17 protein-coding genes are annotated in these 19079 nt (G+C 70.3%); 7 read left to right on the top strand and 10 right to left on the bottom strand.

All coding sequences use genetic code 11. The annotated features are described in order from the left end of the window. Positions 1–383: 383 nt before the first annotated feature. From ndk to J4030_RS12905, 7 genes are all read right to left on the bottom strand, one after another. Entirely contained in the window at positions 384–848 is a 465-nt protein-coding gene (gene ndk, locus J4030_RS12935) for a nucleoside-diphosphate kinase (RefSeq protein WP_208049622.1), read from the bottom strand. Positions 849–909: 61 nt separating this feature from the next. After that, entirely contained in the window at positions 910–1737 is an 828-nt protein-coding gene (locus J4030_RS12930; protein ID WP_208049621.1) for an undecaprenyl-diphosphate phosphatase, read from the bottom strand. A 31-nt stretch (positions 1738–1768) separates the two neighbouring features. Further along, entirely contained in the window at positions 1769–2191 is a 423-nt protein-coding gene (locus J4030_RS12925; protein ID WP_307864683.1) for a DUF4233 domain-containing protein, read from the bottom strand. Further along, on the bottom strand, positions 2188–3579 hold the full coding sequence (locus J4030_RS12920) for a folylpolyglutamate synthase/dihydrofolate synthase family protein (protein WP_208049620.1): 1392 nt from the start codon (positions 3577–3579) through the stop codon (positions 2188–2190). The genes J4030_RS12925 and J4030_RS12920 overlap by 4 nt, the downstream gene beginning before the upstream one ends. Further along, positions 3576–4088: a GNAT family N-acetyltransferase gene (locus tag J4030_RS12915; protein WP_208049619.1), complete on the bottom strand. Its 513-nt coding sequence runs from the start codon at positions 4086–4088 to the stop codon at positions 3576–3578. Before J4030_RS12915 ends, J4030_RS12920 begins: the two co-directional genes overlap by 4 nt. Beyond that, the gene (gene ileS / locus J4030_RS12910) at positions 4085–7408 is read right to left on the bottom strand and encodes an isoleucine--tRNA ligase (RefSeq protein ID WP_208049618.1); all 3324 of its coding nucleotides are present in this window, start codon (positions 7406–7408) and stop codon (positions 4085–4087) included. Before ileS ends, J4030_RS12915 begins: the two co-directional genes overlap by 4 nt. 317 nt (positions 7409–7725) lie before the next feature. Then, complete coding sequence (locus J4030_RS12905; protein WP_208049617.1) at positions 7726–8538, bottom strand: class I SAM-dependent methyltransferase; 813 nt, start codon at positions 8536–8538, stop codon at positions 7726–7728. 93 nt (positions 8539–8631) lie between these two features. Between J4030_RS12905 and J4030_RS12900 the strand changes: the two genes are divergently transcribed. Beyond that, complete coding sequence (locus J4030_RS12900; protein ID WP_208049616.1) at positions 8632–9699, top strand: hypothetical protein; 1068 nt, start codon at positions 8632–8634, stop codon at positions 9697–9699. Positions 9700–9708: 9 nt separating this feature from the next. Here the strand turns inward: J4030_RS12900 and J4030_RS12895 are convergent, their stop codons facing one another. After that, a complete protein-coding gene (locus tag J4030_RS12895) occupies positions 9709–10320 on the bottom strand; it encodes a T6SS immunity protein Tdi1 domain-containing protein (RefSeq protein ID WP_208049615.1) in 612 nt (203 codons plus the stop codon). Positions 10321–10587: 267 nt separating this feature from the next. Between J4030_RS12895 and valS the strand changes: the two genes are divergently transcribed. The 6 genes from valS to J4030_RS12865 all read left to right on the top strand — a co-directional run bounded on the left by valS (position 10588) and on the right by J4030_RS12865 (position 17333). Then, positions 10588–13227, top strand: a complete 2640-nt coding sequence (gene valS / locus J4030_RS12890) for a valine--tRNA ligase (protein WP_208049614.1) — start codon at positions 10588–10590, stop codon at positions 13225–13227. A gap of 103 nt (positions 13228–13330) precedes the next feature. Beyond that, entirely contained in the window at positions 13331–14062 is a 732-nt protein-coding gene (locus tag J4030_RS12885) for a DUF4129 domain-containing protein (RefSeq protein ID WP_208049613.1), read from the top strand. 44 nt (positions 14063–14106) lie between these two features. Further along, positions 14107–14550: a hypothetical protein gene (locus J4030_RS12880; protein ID WP_208049612.1), complete on the top strand. Its 444-nt coding sequence runs from the start codon at positions 14107–14109 to the stop codon at positions 14548–14550. 8 nt (positions 14551–14558) lie between these two features. Then, on the top strand, positions 14559–15518 hold the full coding sequence (locus J4030_RS12875; protein ID WP_243763267.1) for a MoxR family ATPase: 960 nt from the start codon (positions 14559–14561) through the stop codon (positions 15516–15518). A 7-nt stretch (positions 15519–15525) separates the two neighbouring features. Continuing rightward, positions 15526–16788 carry a DUF58 domain-containing protein gene (locus J4030_RS12870; RefSeq protein WP_208049610.1) on the top strand — a complete coding sequence of 421 codons (1263 nt, stop codon included), beginning with the start codon at positions 15526–15528 and terminating at the stop codon, positions 16786–16788. Further along, on the top strand, positions 16785–17333 hold the full coding sequence (locus tag J4030_RS12865; protein WP_208049609.1) for a hypothetical protein: 549 nt from the start codon (positions 16785–16787) through the stop codon (positions 17331–17333). Before J4030_RS12870 ends, J4030_RS12865 begins: the two co-directional genes overlap by 4 nt. A 74-nt stretch (positions 17334–17407) precedes the next feature. On the opposite strand, the gene clpX is transcribed toward J4030_RS12865, so the two are convergent. Together clpX and J4030_RS12855 are read right to left on the bottom strand one after the other, a co-directional pair. After that, positions 17408–18694, bottom strand: a complete 1287-nt coding sequence (gene clpX / locus J4030_RS12860; RefSeq protein ID WP_208049608.1) for an ATP-dependent Clp protease ATP-binding subunit ClpX — start codon at positions 18692–18694, stop codon at positions 17408–17410. 160 nt (positions 18695–18854) lie between these two features. Continuing rightward, complete coding sequence (locus J4030_RS12855; RefSeq protein WP_208049607.1) at positions 18855–19067, bottom strand: DUF2945 domain-containing protein; 213 nt, start codon at positions 19065–19067, stop codon at positions 18855–18857. Positions 19068–19079: the final 12 nt, after the last annotated feature.

Here is a 19079-nt window from a genome sequence, read left to right as displayed (position 1 = left end):
CGGCCCCAAACGCACGCCCCCGACCCGCGTACCAGCTGCGTTTCGGCCCGCTCGTCCCCAAACGGCCACCTCGACCCGCGTGTCAGCTGCGTTTCGGCCCGCTCGTCCCCAAACGGCCACCTCGACCCGCGTGTCAGCTGCGTTTCGGCCCGCTCGTCCCCTAACGGCCACCCCGACCCGCGCCCACGCTGCGTTTCGGCCCGCTCGGCCCCAAACGCACGCCCTCGACCCGCGTATCAGCTGCGTTTCGGCCCGCTCGTCCCCGAACGTCCGACTGAGAACCTCGGCGGATGAAGGACGTCGTGGAGTGAAACCGGGGTCCCCGCGAAGTATCGGAGGAGCGAAGCGGGGGAGAACTTCGTGGGGTGGTCTTCGTGGGGTGACTAGAACCAGATGGAGATCTCGCGGGCGGCGGACTCCGGTGAGTCCGAGCCGTGCACGATGTTGGCCTGCACCTTCTCGCCCCAGTCGCGTCCGAGGTCGCCGCGGATGGTGCCGGGCAGTGCCTTCGTCGGGTCGGTGGCGCCGGCGAGGGCGCGGAACCCCTCGATGCAGCGCTGCCCCTCGACCACGACGAACGTCGCGGGCCCCGAGGACATGAAGTCCACCAGCGGCTCGTAGAACGGCTTGCCCTGGTGCTCCTCGTAGTGCCGGGCGAGGCGCTCACGGTCCGGGGTCGTGATGTGCAGGTCGGCCAGCACGTAGCCCTTGGCCTCGATCCGGCGCAGCACCTCCCCGGTCAGGCCGCGGCGGAAGCCGTCGGGTTTGACGATCACCAGGGTGCGTTCGGTCTGCTCAGTCACGGGCGAAACCCTACTTGTACGGCGTACGCGGTGCCGACTGCGCATGTCGCGACCCGAGACTGCACCCTGGACCACCGCGACATGCGCAGTCGGCGGGTGGGCCGCCTCAGGTGGCCTGGAGGGCGCCGACCGAGAGCAGCACGAAGAGCACCACGGCCAGCGCGAGCCGGTAGAAGACGAACGGGCGCAGCGTGTGCGTCGTGAGGTAGCGCATCAGCCAAGCAATGACGGCGTATCCGATGACGAAGGCGAGGACGGTCGCGACGGCCACCTGTCCCCAGCCGTCGGGGTTGGGTTTGGAGACCTCACCGGCCAGCTCGAACAGGCCGGAGGACCACACCGCGGGGATCGCGAGCAGGAACGAGTAGCGCGCGGCCGACTCGCGGCGGTAGCCCATCAGCAACCCGCCGCTCATCGTGCCGCCGGACCGGGAGACGCCCGGGATCAGCGCCAACGCCTGCCAGAGGCCGAAGAAGATGCCGTCGCGGGTGGTGAGGTCCTCGACCTGCTTGGTCTGCCGCGCGGTGCTGTCGGCGTAGGCGATCACCAGGGCGAAGAGCAGCAGCATGCTGGCGGTGATCCACAGATTGCGCGCCGGGCCCTCGATCGCGTGCTTGAAGATCAGTCCGAGGACGCCGATCGGCAGGGTGCCGATGATGACCAGCAGGAACTCCCGCGCGTCCGGGTCGGACCAGGGCAGCTTGCGCCGCAGCGCAAGTACGCCCGCGCGGATCAGCCGCACGATGTCCCGCCAGAAGTAGACGAGCACCGCCGTCTCGGTGCCGAGCTGGTTGATGGCGGTGAACGCCGATCCGCCGCCGTCGTTGTGGAAGAAGAGCCGACCGGCGATCAACTGGTGCGCCGAGGAGGACACCGGGATGAACTCGGTCAGACCCTGCACGATGCCGAGCAGCACCGCTTCGATCCAACTCATGCGGTCACCGGGATGCGAGCGGTCGGGACGGTCACGGTTGTTGCTCCAAGTAGTCGGCGGTCAGCTGGTCCATCTTGCGGCCCTGCACCAGTGCCGTGATCCACAGCGCGAGGAAGATCACCCCCACCACGAACATCAACGGCACCACGAAAACCGCGGCCAGCGTAGCGATCTGGACCGCCCATCCCAGCGCGACACCCCAGGGGCGGCGCATCGTTCCCGCCGTGACGATGCAGAGCACGGCCAGCACCCCGCCGACCCAGAGGTACGCCGGGTGGCCGACGCCGTCGCGGGACTTCGCGATCGCGTACGCCACCAGGCCGCCGAGCAGGACCACGACCACCTGGAATGCGACCACGACGGCGGCCAGCCGCCGGGTCATCCGGTCGCCGACGCCGTACACCAGCACGCCACCGGGGGCGTAACGGTGTGAGGGGACGCTCGCGCCGCTCACGTGTCGGTCGACCCGAGCAGCGCGCGCACCTCGGCCGCCGTGACGACGGATCCGGTCGCGAGCACCCCGCCGGCCACGCCACCCTCGTCGGCGAGCTCCGCGGCCCGGTCCAAGGCCTCCGGCAGGCTCGGGACGACGAAGACCCGGTCCTCGCCGAAGATCTCGGTGGCGAGCTCGCCCAGCCGATCGGGGTCGGTCGCCCGCGCGGAGCGGGTGCGCGTCACGACGATCTCGTCCAGCACCGGTTCGAGCGTCTGCAGGATCGCGTCGGCGTCCTTGTCCTGCAGGATCGCCACGACACCGACGAGCTTGGCGAAGTTGAACGAGTCCTCCAGGGCGTCCCGCAGCGCCCGCGCACCGGCGGGGTTGTGCGCGGCGTCGACGAGCACGGTCGGCGACCGGCGGACGATCTCCAGGCGGCCCGGCGAGGTGACCCGCTCCAGTGCCTCACGCAGCACGTCGATGTCGAGCGGCTGCTCGCCTCCCCCGACGAAGGCCTCGACGGCCGCGATCGCCGTGACGACGTTGTGCGCCTGGTGGTCGCCGAAGAGCGGCAGGAACAGATCGTTGTAGTCGCCGGCGAGACCGCGGACCGACACCTGCTGACCGCCGACCGCCTGGTCGCGGGCCAGCACGGAGAACCGTTCGTCCTCGGCGACCACGGTGGCGCCCACCTCCTGGGCGCGCTCCGCGATCAGCTCGTGCACGTCGGGCTCCTGGCGACCCACCACCGCGATCGCACCGGCCTTGATGATGTCGCGCTTCTCGAGGGTGATCTCCTCGACGGTGTTGCCGAGCAGCCGCTGGTGGTCGATGTCGATCGGGGTGATGACCGCGACCTGCCCGTCAACGACGTTGGTCGCGTCCCACCGACCCCCGAGACCGACCTCGACGATGGCAACGTCCACCGGGGCGTCTGCGAACGCGGCGTACGCCATCACCACCAGTAGTTCGAAGTACGTCGTACGCGGCTCACCGGCCTCCGCCGCGCGCTGATCGACGAGCTGCACGTACGGCAGCACGTCGTCGTACGTCGCGACGAAACGCTCGGGGTCGATCGGCTTGCCGTTCAACGCGATCCGCTCACGGATGTCGTGCAGGTGCGGCGAGGTGAACCGCCCCGTCGACAGACCCATCTCGCGCAGGATGCGCTCGATGAACCGGGTCGTGCTCGTCTTGCCGTTGGTGCCGGTCAGGTGGATCACCGGGAAGGTGCGCTGAGGCTCGCCCAGCAGCTCCATGACCTGCACGACGCGCTGCAGCGACGGCTCCGGAGTGCTCTCTGGGGCCCGGGCGAGGATCTCGGCCTCGACCTCGCGCAGCCGCTTGCGCAGTTCCAGCTGCGCGGCGGCCTCCCGCGCCGCGGCGTCCGGACGCCCGCTGCTCACGCGTCACCCCGCAGCACGCGGCGCACCCAGATGCTGTCCGGCACACCGGAACCCGCGGTCTCCCGGTCGTAGAACTCGAAACCGAAGTGGGCATAGAACCCCGCAGCGTTCACGTTGCCGTCCAGGTAGGACAGGACCATGCTCTTCCATCCGTCGTCGGTCGCACGGTCGATCGCCGTACGCAGCAGTCGGGACCCCACGCCGCTGCCCTGATGCACGGGCAGCACGTAGAGCTTCCAGAGGGCGATCTCGTCGCCGAGGGGTCCGACCACGGACACCCCGATGATCTCGTCCCCGATCGCGGCCACGGTCGCCCGTCCGGACCGGATGGCAGGGATCGTGGCGTCCGCGGTCCACCACTTCGCCAGACCCATGGCCACGTAGTCGTCACCCGCGATGGGTCCGTACGTGATCGGCCAGGTCTGCCGACCCACCTCCATGACCCCGCGCAGGTCGTCGCCGACCGCCTCGCGGATCACGATCTCGGCGGACACCTGACCGGCGGTCATCGCCGGTCCCCCGGCCGGCTCGGCACACTGACGGCGATGGTGACCTTCTTGCCGTCACCGAGCTGCACGACGGTGCCACCGGGAAGCTCGTGACCGGCGCCGGCGGCGCCGAACTGCACCGCCAGGGTCTCGCCCATGATCAACGACTGGTGGGCGACCACGGCCTGCCACACGTCGTCGTCACCGGCGACCGAGAGGCTGATCCGGTCGCTCACGTCGAGGCCCGCCTCGCGGCGTTCCTGCTGCACCGCGCGGATCACGTCGCGCGCGAGCCCCTCGGCCCGCAGCTCGTCGGTGACGGCGGTGTCGAGGACGATGAAGCCGCCGCTGGGGAGCATGGCGGGCACCTGCGTGGATGCGGCGTCGCCGGAAACCACTGTCTCCAGGGTGTACTCACCCTCGAGCAGGGCGAGTCCACCACTGGTCACGGTGCCGTCGTCCGCCACCGACCAGTCGTCGGACTTACTGCCCTTGATCGCCTGCTGCACGGCCCGGCCGAGACGCGGGCCCGCGGCCCGAGCGTTCACCGAGAGCCGCTGCGTGACGCCGTACTCCTCCTGCGTGGCGTCCGCGAGGTCGGCGAGCCGTACGTCGCGCACGTTGACCTCGTCGGCGATGACGCCGGTGAAGTCGGCCAGCGCCTGCGGGTTGGGCACGACGACCGTGACGCTCGGCAGGGGCAGCCGCACCCGCAGCTGGTGGGCCTTGCGCAGACTCGAGGTGGTCGAGCAGATGGCGCGCGCCCGGTCCATGGCCTCGACCAGCGCCTCGTCCCGAGGCAGGTCGTCGGCGGTCGGCCAGTCGGTCAGGTGCACCGACCGGCCGCCGGTCAGGCCGCGCCAGATCTGCTCGGCCTCGAAGGGCAGCAGCGGCGCCGCGACCCGGGTCAGCACCTCCAGCGCGGTGTAGAGCGTGTCGAACGCGGCGTGCGTAGCGTCCGAACCGCGCGCCTCCGCATCCCAGAAACGTTCGCGCGATCGGCGGATGTACCAGTTGGTGAGGACGTCGAGGAACCCGCCGACGCTCTCGCACGCCCCGGCGATGTCGTAGACGTCGAGCTGGGCCTGCGTGGTGTCGACCAGGTCGCGCAGCTTGGCGAGCAGGTAGCGGTCCAGCACGTCGGTGCTGGCCGTGGACCACTTCGCCTCGTACCCGGCGGCGTTCGCGTAGAGGCTGAAGAAGTACCAGCTGCTCCACAGCGGCATCATCACCTGACGGACGCCGTCCCGGATGCCCTGCTCGGTCACGACGAGGTTGCCGCCGCGCAGGATCGGGCTGGCCATGAGGAACCAGCGCATCGCGTCGGCGCCGTCGCGGTCGAAGACCTCGGACACGTCGGGGTAGTTGCCGAGTGACTTGGACATCTTGGCGCCGTCGGAGCCGAGCACGATGCCGTGGCAGATGACCGACTTGAACGCCGGCCGGTCGAAGAGACCCGCCGCCAGCACGTGCAGCGTGTAGAACCAGCCGCGGGTCTGACCGATGTACTCCACGATGAAATCGCCCGGAAAGTGGTGCTCGAACCAGTCGGCGTTCTCGAACGGGTAGTGCACTTGGCCGTAGGGCATCGACCCGGAGTCGAACCACACGTCGAGCACGTCGCTCACCCGGCGCATCGTCGAGTTCCCGCTCGGGTCATCGGGATTGGGCCTGGTCAGCTCGTCGATGTAGGGGCGGTGCAGATCGGGCACGCGCTCACCGGTGGCGGGGTCGATCCGACCCGGCAGCACGCCGAAGTCGCGCTCCAACTCCTCGAACGACCCGTAGACGTCGATCCGGGGGTGGGCCGGGTCGTCGGACTTCCACACCGGCACGGGGCTGCCCCAGAAGCGGTTGCGGGTGATCGACCAGTCGCGTGCGCCCTCGAGCCACTTGCCGAACTGGCCGTCCCGCACGCCGCCGGGCACCCAGGTGATCTCCTGGTTGTGCGCGAGCATGCGCTCCTTGATCGCGGTGACCTGCACGAACCAAGACGACACCGCCATGTAGATGAGCGGGTTGCGGCAACGCCAGCAGTGCGGATAACTGTGGTCGTAGGTCTCGCGGCGCAGCAGCACGGTGCCCGGGGTAACCCGGCCGTGCTCCGTCGCTCCGCGGGTGGCGGCCTTGAGGTCGTCGATGATGTGGGAGTTGGCGTCGAAGACCTGCATGCCCTCGTACTCGTCGACCGGTGCGGTGAAGCGCCCGTCGGGGCCGACCGGGATCACCGGCTGCATGCCCTCGCGGTCGGTGACGACCATGTCCTCCTCACCGAAGGCGCCCGCGCTGTGCACGAGCCCGGTGCCGTCCTCGGTGGTGACGAAGTCGGCCTCGACCACGCGGAAGGCGTTCTCGTGGCCCAGGTAGTAGCCGAACGGCGGAGTGTAGGTGCGACCGAGCAGGTCGGCCCCGGTCAGCCGCTGCACGACGTGGGACTCCCAGTCGGCGTCCGCGGCACCGAAGAGGTCCTTGGCGTACGACGCCGCGCGGGCCGCCGCGAGGATGTAGCGCTCGGTGGTGCCGGTGACGTCCGACTCCAGCACGACATAGTCGATGTCCGGGCGCACCATGATCGCGAGGTTGGACGGCAGCGTCCACGGCGTGGTGGTCCAGATGAGCGCCAGCTCCCCCGTCTCCAGACGCAGTCCGACGGTCACGGCCGGGTCCTGGCGCATCTGGTAGACGTCGTCGTCCATCCGCAGCTCGTGGTTGGACAGCGGCGTCTCGTCGTTCCAGCAGTAGGGCAGCACGCGGAAGCCCTCGTAGATCAGGCCCTTGTCGTAGAGCGTCTTGAACGCCCAGGTGACCGACTCCATGTACTGCGGGTTGAGGGTCTTGTAGTCGTTCTCGAAGTCCACCCACCGGCCCATCCGGTGCACGTAGGACTCCCACTCCCCCGTGTACCGCAGCACCGACGCGCGCGCCGCGTCGTTGAACGTCTCGACGCCCATGTCGAGGATCTCGTCCTTGGTCTTCAGGCCGAGCTGCTTCATGGCCTCCAGCTCCGCCGGCAGCCCGTGGGTGTCCCAGCCGAAGCGTCGTTCGACCCGCTTGCCGCGCATCGTCTGATAGCGCGGGATGAGGTCCTTGACGTAGCCGGTCAGCAGGTGGCCGTAGTGCGGCAGGCCGTTGGCGAACGGCGGGCCGTCGTAGAAGACGAACTCGTTGCTGCCGTCCTGGCCCGCGTCGCGCTGCTGCACCGAGGCCCGGAAGGTGTCGTCCTTCGCCCAGTAGTCCAGCACCGCGCCCTCGATGGCCGGGAAGTCCGGGCTGGGTGCGACACCGGAGCCCGTCGTTGCGGGGCCGCCGTCGGCGGTGGGATCGACCTTCGGGTAGGTCATGCGGGTGCATCCTTCGGTCTGCGAATCGTCCTCTGCACTGCCCGAGGACGACGTACGCCGGTCTGTCACCGGCGACACCGCGGTACCACCCCGCTTGCCGCACGTCCCGCTGGGCGGGAACGCACGACCGCTTGTTCCTGAGCTGTGACGGGCTCGTCCCGTCCGGGTCTACTGGGCGCTGCTAACGCCGTTCTTCCGGAAGCTCGCCGCTGATGACGGCTCGAACGCTGTAATGACGAGTGTACGGCGTCGGCGCGGGATCGCCCCCGCGCGGCGCACGGGGCGACGAGGTGGGCGGTCTTTCGACGCGGTGGGCGTCAGGGGGCGACCGCGACGGCACACCGAGCCACCGCGTCCAAGGAGAAACCGCCGGTCGGCGAACCCAGGCCGTGGAACACCTGCGCGCGCACCTGCGCACGGTGCTGCTCGGACAGACCGAGGCAGTACGCGCCGGCCGGCCCGACACCCGCGAGGAAGCCGGACCACAGATCGTCGAAGTCGTCGTACGCCGCGCTGACGGTCAGCGTGGTCTCGGGCAGTGCGCGCCACCCGGCCGCCGCGAACAGCTCGCTGACCTCGCCCGCCTGCCCGAAGCGCAGGTGGCGCGACTCGTCGGGAGCCGCTGGATCGACCGCGAGCGCGGCGTCCCAGAAGGCCCGCAGCATCTGCATGCCGCCCGCGGCGTCCCAGACACAGACCGCCGCCCGCCCCTGCGGCCGCAGCACCCGTCGGAACTGCGCCAGCGCGCGTTCCGGATCACCGACGAAATGCAGCACCAGCTGCGCGAGGACGACGTCGAAGGACGCGTCGTCGAACGGAATCTCCTCAGCGGCCCCGGGACGTACGTCGACGCCGGGGTGACGCGCCGAGCACTCCTGCACGAACGGGGCGGAGGGGTCGCACGCCATCACCGAGCGGACCCCGAGCCGCGTGACGAGTTCGCCCGTCAACGCGCCCGGGCCGCACCCCACGTCGAGCACTGTCAGACCCGCGCTCACGTCGGCGGCGTCCGCGAACTGCGTCGCGAGCGGACGGGAGTAGCGGCCCATGAAGGAGTCGTAGTCCTTGCCGGGGATCTGGAAGCCCCAGCCGCCGTCGAGCGGCCCTTCGGGCGATGGTGGAGTCCGCATGTCACCGTCCTCACCGCGGTGGTCACCGCTCGTCTCGTGCGAGGGATCTCATGATGCACCCGGTCGCCGCGGCGATGTGCCCATACTTCCTGCATGGGGCGCAGCGCGGGTGCGGCAGCGGTGATCGTCACCGTCGCTCTCGCGGGGTGCAGTGTGAGCTTCCACGCGGGTGGCACCCGGTCCGGTGCGGCTCCGACGCCGCCGTCGATCGTGCACCATGGCCGCGTCTCGCTCGATTTCCGGCAGACCCCGACCCGCGCCGCCTTCGGATTGCCCGCCGACGAGAGCTGGCGCGGATACGAGGCTCACTACCGGCACACGTACCAGCTGAGCATCACGCTGCCCCGTGGCGTCCTGCGGCTGCCCGCCCATGTCATCGACGGTGACACCGACGACGTCGGTGGTGCCGTGGACATCGACCGCAGCCACCGGCCGAAGTACTTCACGATCGACGTCCTCTACCCGTCCGACGCCGCCGCCGACGCGGCACTCGCCGAGCAGTCCTCGATGCTCGGCATCACCCACCGACCGTCCGCTGTCGATGCGCTGGTCGACGGTTCACCGTCGCGCGACCTCTTCGTCGAGGTGCAACGCCTGTCGAACTTGTCGGCCACGCTGTCGTCGCCCGGTGAGCGGTACTACTACTTCAGCTTCGATCGCTACCACAACGCCGCCGTCGACGCCGTCCTGCACGACGGGCGGATGGACCTCGACGCGCGCACTCGACCGAGCCGGGCCGAACTGGGATTCCTGGACGACTACGGCCAGGCGGACGTGCAGCCAACCCCGCCGTCGACGGCGCCCGTGCGGCTGACCCTGCGTACGCCGCACGACACCGTCACCCTCGCCGTGAACTCGTTGACCTCGACCTCAGGGCTGGACGGCGACCCGCAACGCACTCGTGAACGGGCGGCGCCGAGCCGCACCACCACGGAGTCGGTCATGTCGGTCGCCTCGGCCCGCGCGCAGTTGCTGCGGGCTGCACCGGCGCTGGGACTGCCGACGTCCGCGATCCCCGCTCTGTTCGCAGGCTCCAAGCGCACGCTGCACGCGATGACGTCGGCGTACGACCTGGAGGTCGATGTGCAGGCGGATGCATCGGGCGACGCCACGGCCATGGCGAGCGTCAGCTACCGGTTCGCCTGGCGCGGACCCGCGTGAGTCCGCAGGTCAGCGATGCTGCTGGCCGACCCGCTCGTGGATCAGGTCCAGGTGCCGCGCACCGTCGCCGCGGTCGAGGTTGTCCGGGTGCACCTTGCCGCCGAGCGCCAGGATCGGGGTGAAGAAGTAGATCTCCCCCTCGCGCAGCTCGCCCTTGCGCTGCCGGGCGCCCTTGTGCGGTCCGGCGAGGTCACGCGGGTGGGAGGTCGGGCCGGGCAGGTGCTCCCCCAGGAACGCGGTCATGTCGCCGTCGATGACGGTGTTGGTCTGGAAGTGCGGGTCGAGGCAGGAGATCACGTCCCGCCCGTCGACCCGCTCGTAGTGGTAGAGGTGCCCGAAGCTGGTGACGGCGAAGGGGACGCTCCCGACCTGGTCGCCGAGCCAGACCTGCAAGGTCGACACCCAGTGGCCCGGGTCGACGATCGCGAGCGCCTGGTCGCCGTAGAACCCGAGGCCGTACGCGCGCCACAGCTCCACGAGCGCGTCGGGCAGTCGGCCCTCGGCGTACTCCAGGAACGCCAGGCTCGGCACGCGCACGTCCGCGCCGGGAGGGAAGGCCTCCACGAAACGGCGTACGGCAGCGCCGGTGTCGCTCGCGCGCTGGTCGGACGGCTGGGTCATGGCGCGTTCTCTCCTCAGGGGTGCGGCGGGTACGTCGACCGACGGTAGTCGATCCGGGTGCGGGGGGCGGTGCTGTCGCAAGGGTCGCTCCGGCGGTTGTCAGCGGATCTCTGGCGCCTGCGGCACTTCTCCGCTGACAATCACTCCGCGGCGCGACCGGTTGTCAGCGGATTACTGGCGCCCGCATCACTTCTCCGCTGACAACCGCGCGACGGCCGCCGAAAACCCCGGTGAAGGCGTCCGCGTCCGTCTGGGATCATTGCGGCCATGACCGAACGCCCCCCTGCACTCGTCTCCTCCGTCCCCGACCGGCCGACGGTCGACGGCCTCGAGGAGCGGTGGGGCGCGGTATGGGCGCGGGAGCAGACGTACGCATTCGACCGTGAGCGCGCGCTGACCCTGCCGCGCGAGCAGGTCTACTCCATCGACACCCCGCCGCCGACCGCCAGCGGCAGCCTGCACGTGGGGCACGTCTTCGGCTACACCCACACCGACTGCATGGCCCGCTACCAGCGGATGCGCGGTCGTGAGGTGTTCTATCCGATCGGCTGGGACGACAACGGTCTGCCGACCGAGCGTCGCGTGCAGAACTACTACGGCGTGCGTGGGGACCACACTGCGGCGTACGACGCCGATTTCGTGCCCCCGTTGCAGGGTGCCGAGGGCAAGTCGGTGAAGGCCGCCGACCAGGTGCCGATCAGCCGCGCGAACTTCATCCCGCTGTGCGAGGAGCTCACCGCACGCGACGAGGAGTCGTTCGAGCAGCTCTTCCGCACGCTCGGGGTCTCCATCGACTGGCAGCACTCCTACCGCACCATCGACGACCGCTCGCGCGCCGTCGCGCAGCAGGCGTTCCTGCGCAACCTCGCCCGCGGCGAGGCCTACCAGGCCGAGGCTCCGGGACTGTGGGACGTCACGTTCCAGTCCGCGGTCGCGCAGGCCGAGGTCGAGGCGCGCGACTACCCCGGCGCGTACCACCGGATCGCTTTTCACCGCAACGGTTCCGACCCGGTCTACGTCGAGACGACCCGCCCGGAGCTGCTGCCCGCCGTGGTCGCGCTCATCGCCCACCCGGACGACGAGCGTTACGCCGGCCTGTTCGGTACGACGGTCACCTCACCGCTCTTCGGCGTCGAGATTCCCGTGCTGGCACACCCCGCCGCTGAGCCGGACAAGGGCGCCGGCATCGCGATGTGCTGCACCTTCGGCGACCTCACCGACGTGGTGTGGTGGCGCGAGCTGGAGCTGCCGATCCGCTCCGTCATCACCCGTAACGGCCGCATCCAGGGCGAGACGCCGGAGTGGATCGCGGGCGGCCCGGGCGAGACGCTGTACGCCGACGAACTCGCCACCAAGACGGTCTTCTCCGCGCGCAAGGCCGTGGTCGACGCGCTGGTGGCGAGCGGCGACCTCGACGGCGAGCCGAAGAACACCCAGCGCAAGGCGAACTTCTTCGAGAAGGGCGACAAGCCGCTGGAGATCGTGACCAGTCGCCAGTGGTACATCCGCAACGGCGGCCGCAGCGAGGAGCTGCGCAAGGAGCTGGTGGCCCGCGGCGGCGAGATCGACTTCCACCCGGGCTTCATGCGCAGCCGCTATACCAACTGGGTCGAGGGCCTGAACGGCGACTGGCTGATCAGCCGGCAGCGGTTCTTCGGGGTGCCGTTCCCGATCTGGTACCCGATCGACGCGGACGGCGAGGTCGACCACACGCGCCCGATCGCCGCCGACGAGAGCCAGCTGCCGCTGGACCCCCAGGTCGACGCGCCATCGGGTTACTCCGCCGAACAGCGCGGCGTGCCAGGTGGTTTCGCCGCAGACCCGGACATCATGGACACGTGGGCGACCTCGTCGCTCACCCCGCAGATCGCGGCCGGGTGGCCCGTCACGAGCGACCCGGAGTCGCGCAACGACCCGGCCCTCTTCGACGCGATCTTCCCGATGGACCTGCGCCCGCAGGGACACGACATCATCCGCACCTGGCTCTTCTCCTCGGTGGTGCGCAGCCACTACGAGCACGGCGAGGCGCCCTGGCGCGGCGCGGCGATCAACGGCTGGATCCTCGACCCGGACCGCAAGAAGATGTCCAAGTCCAAGGGCAATGCCGAGACTCCGCTCGACGTCGTGCTGCAGTTCGGTGCCGACGCGGTGCGCTACTGGGCCGCGTCCGCGCGGATGGGTGCCGACTCGGCGTACGACACCGGGCAGATGAAGGTGGGCCGGCGCCTCGCGATGAAGCTGCTGAACGCCAGCAAGCTCGCGCTTACCATCGGCGAGTCCGACGGCGATCCGGCCGCGGTGACGCATCCGCTCGACCGCGCGATGCTGGCCGGCCTGCGCGACGTCGTCGAGACCGCGACCCGCGGGTGGGAGAGCTTCGACTACACGCGGTCGCTGGAGATCACCGAGAGCTTCTTCTGGACCTTCTGTGACGACTACATCGAGCTGATCAAGGACCGGGCGTACGGCGCGCAGGGGGACGAGGGTGCGGCCAGTGCCCGCGCGGCCCTGCGGGTCGCGCTGTCGGTGCTGCTGCGGCTCTTCGCACCGTTCCTGCCCTACGCCACCGAAGAGGTGTGGTCGTGGTGGCAGGAGGGCTCGGTGCACCGCGCGTCGTGGCCGACCGTCGCCGAATGCGGTGCCGCTGAGGGCGATTCGCGTGCACTGCGGGTGGTGGGCGACGCCCTGGCCGGCATCCGCAAGGCCAAGTCGGACGCGAAGCTCGGCATGCGCGCCCAGGTCACCTCGATGACCCTGACCGCGCCCGCCGACGTGCAGGAGCTCATCCGCGCCGGTGAGGACGACCTGCGCGCAGCCGGCAAGGTGACCGGCATGACGTACGCCGACGGGCCGGCCCTCGCCGTACAAGACGTCGAGCTGGTGCCGCCTCCCCCGCGCGGCGCCTGACCCGTCACCCGCGCGCCGGTTGTCCGCGGTTTCGTGCGCCCGTCCGCACGGAAATGCGGACAGTCGCCGGGGTGGCACGGGTGAAGCGGATTACAGTCGCGGCATGGTCAGCGGGGGACGCGCGACGAACCTGCAGCGACGGGTGCTCCTGATCGCGGTGGGCGCCGCGGTGCTCGTGATCTCGCTGCTGGCTGCGACGACACGTCGTCCCGCGATCGTGCACAGCTCCGCGCGGACGCCGGTGCCGCCCTCGGCGACGCCCCTCCCCACGCCCGCCACGACGTCGCGGTCCTCGGCGCCGACCGGGCAGCGGTTGCCCGGGAACGCCGGACTCACGCTGCTGGCAGTGCTCGGCGTGCTCCTCGTCGTGCTCTTCCTCGTGCTGGTCATCGCCGGTCTCGTCCTGGCAGCCGACCCCATCGCGGCGGCGCTGCAGCGCCGCCGCGAGCTGCGGGCACGACGTGGCGAAGGCCGCCCGGTCGTCGGGTCCGCCTCGTCGGAGGTCCTGACCGAGTCCCTTCCGGATCTGCTGCGCGCGGTCCAGGAGGGGTCGCCGCGGGCCGGCATCATTGCGGCCTGGGTGCGCTTGGAGGGCATCGCCGCCGACGCCGGGGTGGCGCCGCGCCGCAGTGAGACGTCGGCGGAACTGACGATTCGGGTCCTGGACGAGATGGCAGTGCCCGGGCGGTGGATCCTGCGCCTGGCCGACCTCTACCGCGAAGCCCGGTTCAGCGACCATCCGATGACCGAGGCCGACCGCGCCGAGGCCACCCGGTGCCTCAGCGCGCTGGCACCGCAGCGAGACGACCCGACCCGCGAAGGGGTACTCCGGTGATCGTCACGAGGGGTCGTTGGGCGACACGTCTACTCTTCGCCGCGGTGGTCGTCGCGGTCGTGGTCGTCGGCGTGAAGCTGAGCAACGACGACGTCGCCCCTCTGCCGCTCGTCGCCGGCGTCCTCGCGGGATGCGCGGTGTGGTGGTTCGCGACCGACGCGGGCGCAGCAGCGTCCGCCGTCCGATGGACCGAGCCGGAGGAGTACCCCGCGCACTACACACGAGGCGACCCCGCCGCGAGCTATCTGCGCCGACTGTGTGACGAGGCGACGACCCGTGGCCGCCGCACCTCACCCGCGGCGCCCGCTGCGTTGCAGGACGCCGTACGCCGACTGGTGCAGGACCGTCTCGATCAGCGCCCGCTGCGGGGACTCCCGGCGCTCGAGACACTGCCCCCACCGCTGGAGCGCTATCTGCGAAGCGACCCCGCCCCGCGGCTCGGCACGGCGGATCTGGACCACATCGTCACATCGATCGAGGAGCTATGACCGCACCGATGACCCCCTCCGACGCCACCCGCAGGGCCGGGGAGGTGCTGGACCAGGTCGAGCTCGCCGTGATCGGCAAACGCAAGCAGCTGGAGGTGGTCCTGGCCACGATCCTGGCCGGCGGGCACGTCCTCATCGAGGACAATCCCGGCCTCGGCAAGACCCTGGCCGCACGGTCGTTCGCGCAGTCGCTGGGGCTGTCCTTCGCACGCGCCCAGTTCACCCCGGACCTGCTCCCCTCGGACCTGACCGGGTCGTTCGTCTACGACCAGGGACGCGCGGAGTTCGTCTTCCGGGAAGGGCCGGTGTTCACCGGCCTGCTGCTCGCGGACGAGATCAACCGGACGCCGCCCAAGACGCAGGCCGCGCTGCTGGAGGCGATGCAGGAGCGGCAGGTCACCATCGAAGGCCAGACCTTCGCGCTGCCCCGGCCGTTCCACGTCATGGCGACCGCCAATCCGGTCGAGTACGAGGGCACCTACCCGTTGCCCGAGGCCCAGCTCGACCGCTTCCTCAGCCGCATCGCCTTCGGCTACCCCGACGAGGCCGAGGAGATCGATGTCCTCGAACGCCGGATGGCGCGCCGCGAGGAGGCCATCACCCTCTCCCCGGTCGTCGACGCGGCCGAGCTGATCGCGATGCAGGACGCCGTCGAGCAGGTGCGCGTGGACCCCTCCGTCACCCAGTACTGCGTGCGTCTCGCGACGGCCACCCGCTCCCACGGCCAGTTGGCGCTGGGGGCCTCCCCGCGCGGCTCGCTCGCGCTGGTCCTCCTCGCCCGTGCGGTGGCCGTCGTCCGCGGCCGGGACTTCGTCACGCCGGAGGACGTCAAGAGCGTCGCGACCGCCGTGCTCGCGCATCGGGTCAGCGTCCTGCCCGAGCTGTGGATGACCTCCGTGTCCGGTGTCGACGTCGTCCGGGAGTTGCTGCAGACCGTTGCCGCTCCCTCCTCCCGGGTGCGGTCGTGACCATCCCGTGAACAGCTGGCGCCCCACTCCGGCTCTGCTCACCGCGACTGCGCTGGCGGCGGGCCTGCTCGTCGTCGCGGTCCTGTCGCAGAACGCCGGTCTGGTCGTCCTGGCCGCTCCCCTGCTGATCATCTCCATCTGGTCGCTGCTGACCCGCCCGGAAGGGCGGCCGCGCGTGACCGAGGCGTCGACGGTGCCGCGTACCCATGAGGAGGCGAGCCAGACGTGGTCCCTTCGCCTCACCGGTCTGGACGGCGCCGAGATCGTCGACGCCACGACCTCGTCCACCGTGCACGTCGACACCGACCCGGCGTCCGGCCTGCTGCGCGCCATACCGTCCGGCGACACCGCCGAGCTGTCGATGACGTGGGCCGCCCGGCGCTGGGGACCCGCCGAGGTCGGCTCCGGCAGTTGCGTCGCGTTCAGCGCGTGGTCGGGCTACCGCGTGGGTCCGCTGTCGTTCCGACCGAGCCGCGTCCAGGTCACCCCCGGCATTCCGGCGTTCACCGCCACCGGCGGCGCGCCCCGCCCCGCGGGACTGGTCGGCCAGAACCGCAGTCTGCGCCGCGGCGACGGTTCGGAGTTCGCCGACATCCGGATCTTCCAGAACGGCGATCGACTGCGCCGGATCCACTGGCCGATCTCGGCGCGGACCGGGCAGCTGCACGTGCGCACCACGTACGCCGAGCTGGACAGCGAGATCCTCCTGGTGCTGGACGCCGAGGACGAGTACGGCGACCCGGCGACGCACGCCGAGACGTCGCTCGACATCGGGGTCCGGTCGTGTGCCGCCATGGCGGCGCACCTGCTCCAGCGCGGCGAACGCGTCGGCCTGCAGGTCCTCAGCAGCGTGCGACCCGAACGCGTACGCAGCAGGGGCGGTTCGGGGCAGCTGCGTCGGATCCTGCACGAGCTGTCCGGGGTGCGAGCCGGCGCACTCGGCGCCGGTGCGGGCGCCCGCAACCGGATCCACGCGTCGCGGGGCACGCTCGTCGTCGTGGTGACTCCGCTGGTCGGCACCGCGGCCACCACGCTCGCCGCCGAGGCGGCCCAGCGCGGCCTGCCGACCGTGTTGGTGGACTCGCTGCCGACCAGCGGAGTCACCGCATCCGGGGACGCCGCGCAACGGCTCAGCATGCTGCAGCGCCAGGTGCGCATCCATCGGCTGCAGGCGCACGGTCTGGCTGTGGTGCCATGGCGCGGGCCGGGTTCGCTGGATCCGGTGCTGCGCCGGATGGGTGCCGCCGGGGTGGGGAGCCGGGCCCGATGACCGCCGTACGACGCGTCGACTCCGCGAGCATCCTCGAACTACATCCGCATCGGCTGCTCCTGCTGCTCGCGGCGGTGCTGAGCGCGGTCCTCGTGCAGGTGATGATCCCGGTGGCGGGTGATGTCAACGCACTGGAGATCGTGCTCTTCGCCGTGGCCGTTGCCCTGGTGCTGCTCGACGCCACCGGGGTCGGAGCCAACCTGCTGACGGCGGTCACCGCGTTGGGGTGGGTCTGGGCCGGCACACGCGGTGTCGACGGATACACCCTCGTCGTCGCGTGGGCGCTCCTGGCGAACCACGGCTGTCTGGCCCTGGTGGCCCACGGACATCCAGGGGCGCCGGTCGGGCGCGCGGTGGCGGCCCGATGGGGTGCGCGGATCGCGGTGGTGGGCGCCCTCACGGCACTGACCTGGTGTGCGGCGCTGGCCTGGAGCACGCAGCGGCTCGCCCCGACGGGCGTCTTCACGGTGATCGCACTGCTCCTGCTCGTGGGTGTGCTCCTGTGGCTACGCCGGGAGCTGACCCGGACCGACGTCGACGGGTGAGCGGGCGACGTACGGGGACGACGAAGGCCCCGTCGCACCGGAGTGCTGCGGGGCCTTCGTGACGGTGGATCGGATCAGGCGGATTCCTTGCGCGGCGCGCGCTTGCGGGTCGGCGGGGTGGCCTCGCGGCGCACGATCGTCGGGTTGACGTTGTCGAGTACGACCTCGCGGGTGATCACGACACGGGCGATGTCGTCATCGCTCGGCACGTCGAACATCACCGGCAGCAACACCTCTTCGAGGATCGCGCGCAGCCCGCGGGCGCCGGTGCCGCGCAGCATCGCCTGCTCGGCAACGGCCTCGATGGCGTCCTCGCTGAATTCCAGCTCCACGCCGTCGATCTCGAACATCTTCTCGTACTGACGCACCAGCGCGTTGCGCGGCTCGGTGAGGATCGAGACCAAGCCGGCGCGGTCCAGCGGCTCGACCGTGGTGATGACCGGAAGTCGACCGATGAACTCCGGGATCAACCCGAACTTCATCAGGTCCTCCGGCAGGACGTCGGAGAAGCTCTCCAGCAGGCCGGTGTTGAGCTTCAGTTCCGATCCGAAGCCGAGCCCCTGCTTGCCCGCGCGAGACTCGATGATCTTCTCCAGCCCGGCGAACGCGCCACCGACGATGAAGAGCACGTTGGTCGTGTCGATCTGGATGAACTCCTGGTGCGGGTGCTTGCGCCCGCCCTGCGGCGGCACGCTGGCCGTCGTACCCTCCAGGATCTTCAGCAGCGCCTGCTGCACACCCTCACCGGAGACGTCACGGGTGATCGACGGGTTCTCGCTCTTGCGCGCGACCTTGTCGATCTCGTCGATGTAGATGATGCCGGTCTCGGCCTTCTTCACATCGAAGTCGGCGGCCTGGATCAGCTTCAGCAGGATGTTCTCGACGTCCTCACCGACGTATCCCGCCTCGGTGAGCGCGGTCGCGTCGGCGATCGCGAAGGGCACGTTGAGCATCCGGGCGAGGGTCTGCGCCAGATAGGTCTTGCCGCAGCCGGTCGGACCGATCAGCAGGATGTTGGACTTGGCGATCTCGACGGCCGTTGCGTCCTTCTTGGTGGTCTGCTCGGCGGCCTGGATGCGCTTGTAGTGGTTGTAGACCGCGACGGCCAGCGCACGCTTGGCGGCGTCCTGACCCACGACGTACTGCTGCAGGAACTCGAAGATCTCGCGCGGCTTGGGCAGTTTGTCCAGCCCCACCTCGGAGGTCTCGGCGAGCTCCTCCTCGATGATCTCGTTGCACAGATCGATGCACTCGTCGCAGATGTAGACCCCTGGACCGGCGATCAGCTTCTTGACCTGCTTCTGGCTCTTTCCGCAGAACGAGCACTTGAGCAGGTCACCGCCCTCTCCGATGCGTGCCACGTGGCGATCCTTTCCGGCGGTCCTACAGGGAACAACGTGCGACGGGTGTCGAGGTCCCGACGCTACCCGTCGGCGACTTCCGCCCAGGTCATTGAAACCCGGTGTCGCGGCACAAGTCACGCCTGTCCGCTGTCGGCGCAACGCCTCTCGTACGTGCCCCTCAGGCCCGCTCGACCTCGCTGTGCAGCTTCAACACCGTGGTCCCGTCGTCCTGCTCGATCTCGTACGCCGGGTCGTCATCGCTGCCGTTGCGGGTGATCTCGCTGCCCTTGATGGTGCGGGTGACCGTGTCGTGGTGCACCGCGGTGACCGTGCCCTCCGCGGTGCCCTGGCCCCACTTCCAGCTGACCGTGCTGCCTTGACGGATGCTCATCCCTCCACGGTA

The sequence above is a fragment of the Allobranchiibius sp. CTAmp26 genome (assembly GCF_017565405.1).
Classification (GTDB): domain Bacteria; phylum Actinomycetota; class Actinomycetes; order Actinomycetales; family Dermatophilaceae; genus Allobranchiibius.
This window is presented reverse-complemented; position numbering and strand designations above follow the sequence as displayed.

What these genes read in the sequence shown, in the direction of transcription:
- ndk (WP_208049622.1), bottom strand. Translation starts at nt 848, where the DNA reads ATGCGCAGTCGGCACCGCGTACGCCGTACAAGTAGGGTTTCGCCCGTG.
- J4030_RS12930 (WP_208049621.1), bottom strand. Translation starts at nt 1,737, where the DNA reads ATGAGTTGGATCGAAGCGGTGCTGCTCGGCATCGTGCAGGGTCTGACC.
- J4030_RS12915 (WP_208049619.1), bottom strand. Translation starts at nt 4,088, where the DNA reads ATGACCGCCGGTCAGGTGTCCGCCGAGATCGTGATCCGCGAGGCGGTC.
- ileS (WP_208049618.1), bottom strand. Translation starts at nt 7,408, where the DNA reads ATGACCTACCCGAAGGTCGATCCCACCGCCGACGGCGGCCCCGCAACG.
- J4030_RS12905 (WP_208049617.1), bottom strand. Translation starts at nt 8,538, where the DNA reads ATGCGGACTCCACCATCGCCCGAAGGGCCGCTCGACGGCGGCTGGGGC.
- J4030_RS12900 (WP_208049616.1), top strand. Translation starts at nt 8,632, where the DNA reads ATGGGGCGCAGCGCGGGTGCGGCAGCGGTGATCGTCACCGTCGCTCTC.
- J4030_RS12895 (WP_208049615.1), bottom strand. Translation starts at nt 10,320, where the DNA reads ATGACCCAGCCGTCCGACCAGCGCGCGAGCGACACCGGCGCTGCCGTA.
- valS (WP_208049614.1), top strand. Translation starts at nt 10,588, where the DNA reads ATGACCGAACGCCCCCCTGCACTCGTCTCCTCCGTCCCCGACCGGCCG.
- J4030_RS12885 (WP_208049613.1), top strand. Translation starts at nt 13,331, where the DNA reads ATGGTCAGCGGGGGACGCGCGACGAACCTGCAGCGACGGGTGCTCCTG.
- J4030_RS12875 (WP_243763267.1), top strand. Translation starts at nt 14,559, where the DNA reads ATGACCCCCTCCGACGCCACCCGCAGGGCCGGGGAGGTGCTGGACCAG.
- J4030_RS12865 (WP_208049609.1), top strand. Translation starts at nt 16,785, where the DNA reads ATGACCGCCGTACGACGCGTCGACTCCGCGAGCATCCTCGAACTACAT.
- J4030_RS12855 (WP_208049607.1), bottom strand. Translation starts at nt 19,067, where the DNA reads ATGAGCATCCGTCAAGGCAGCACGGTCAGCTGGAAGTGGGGCCAGGGC.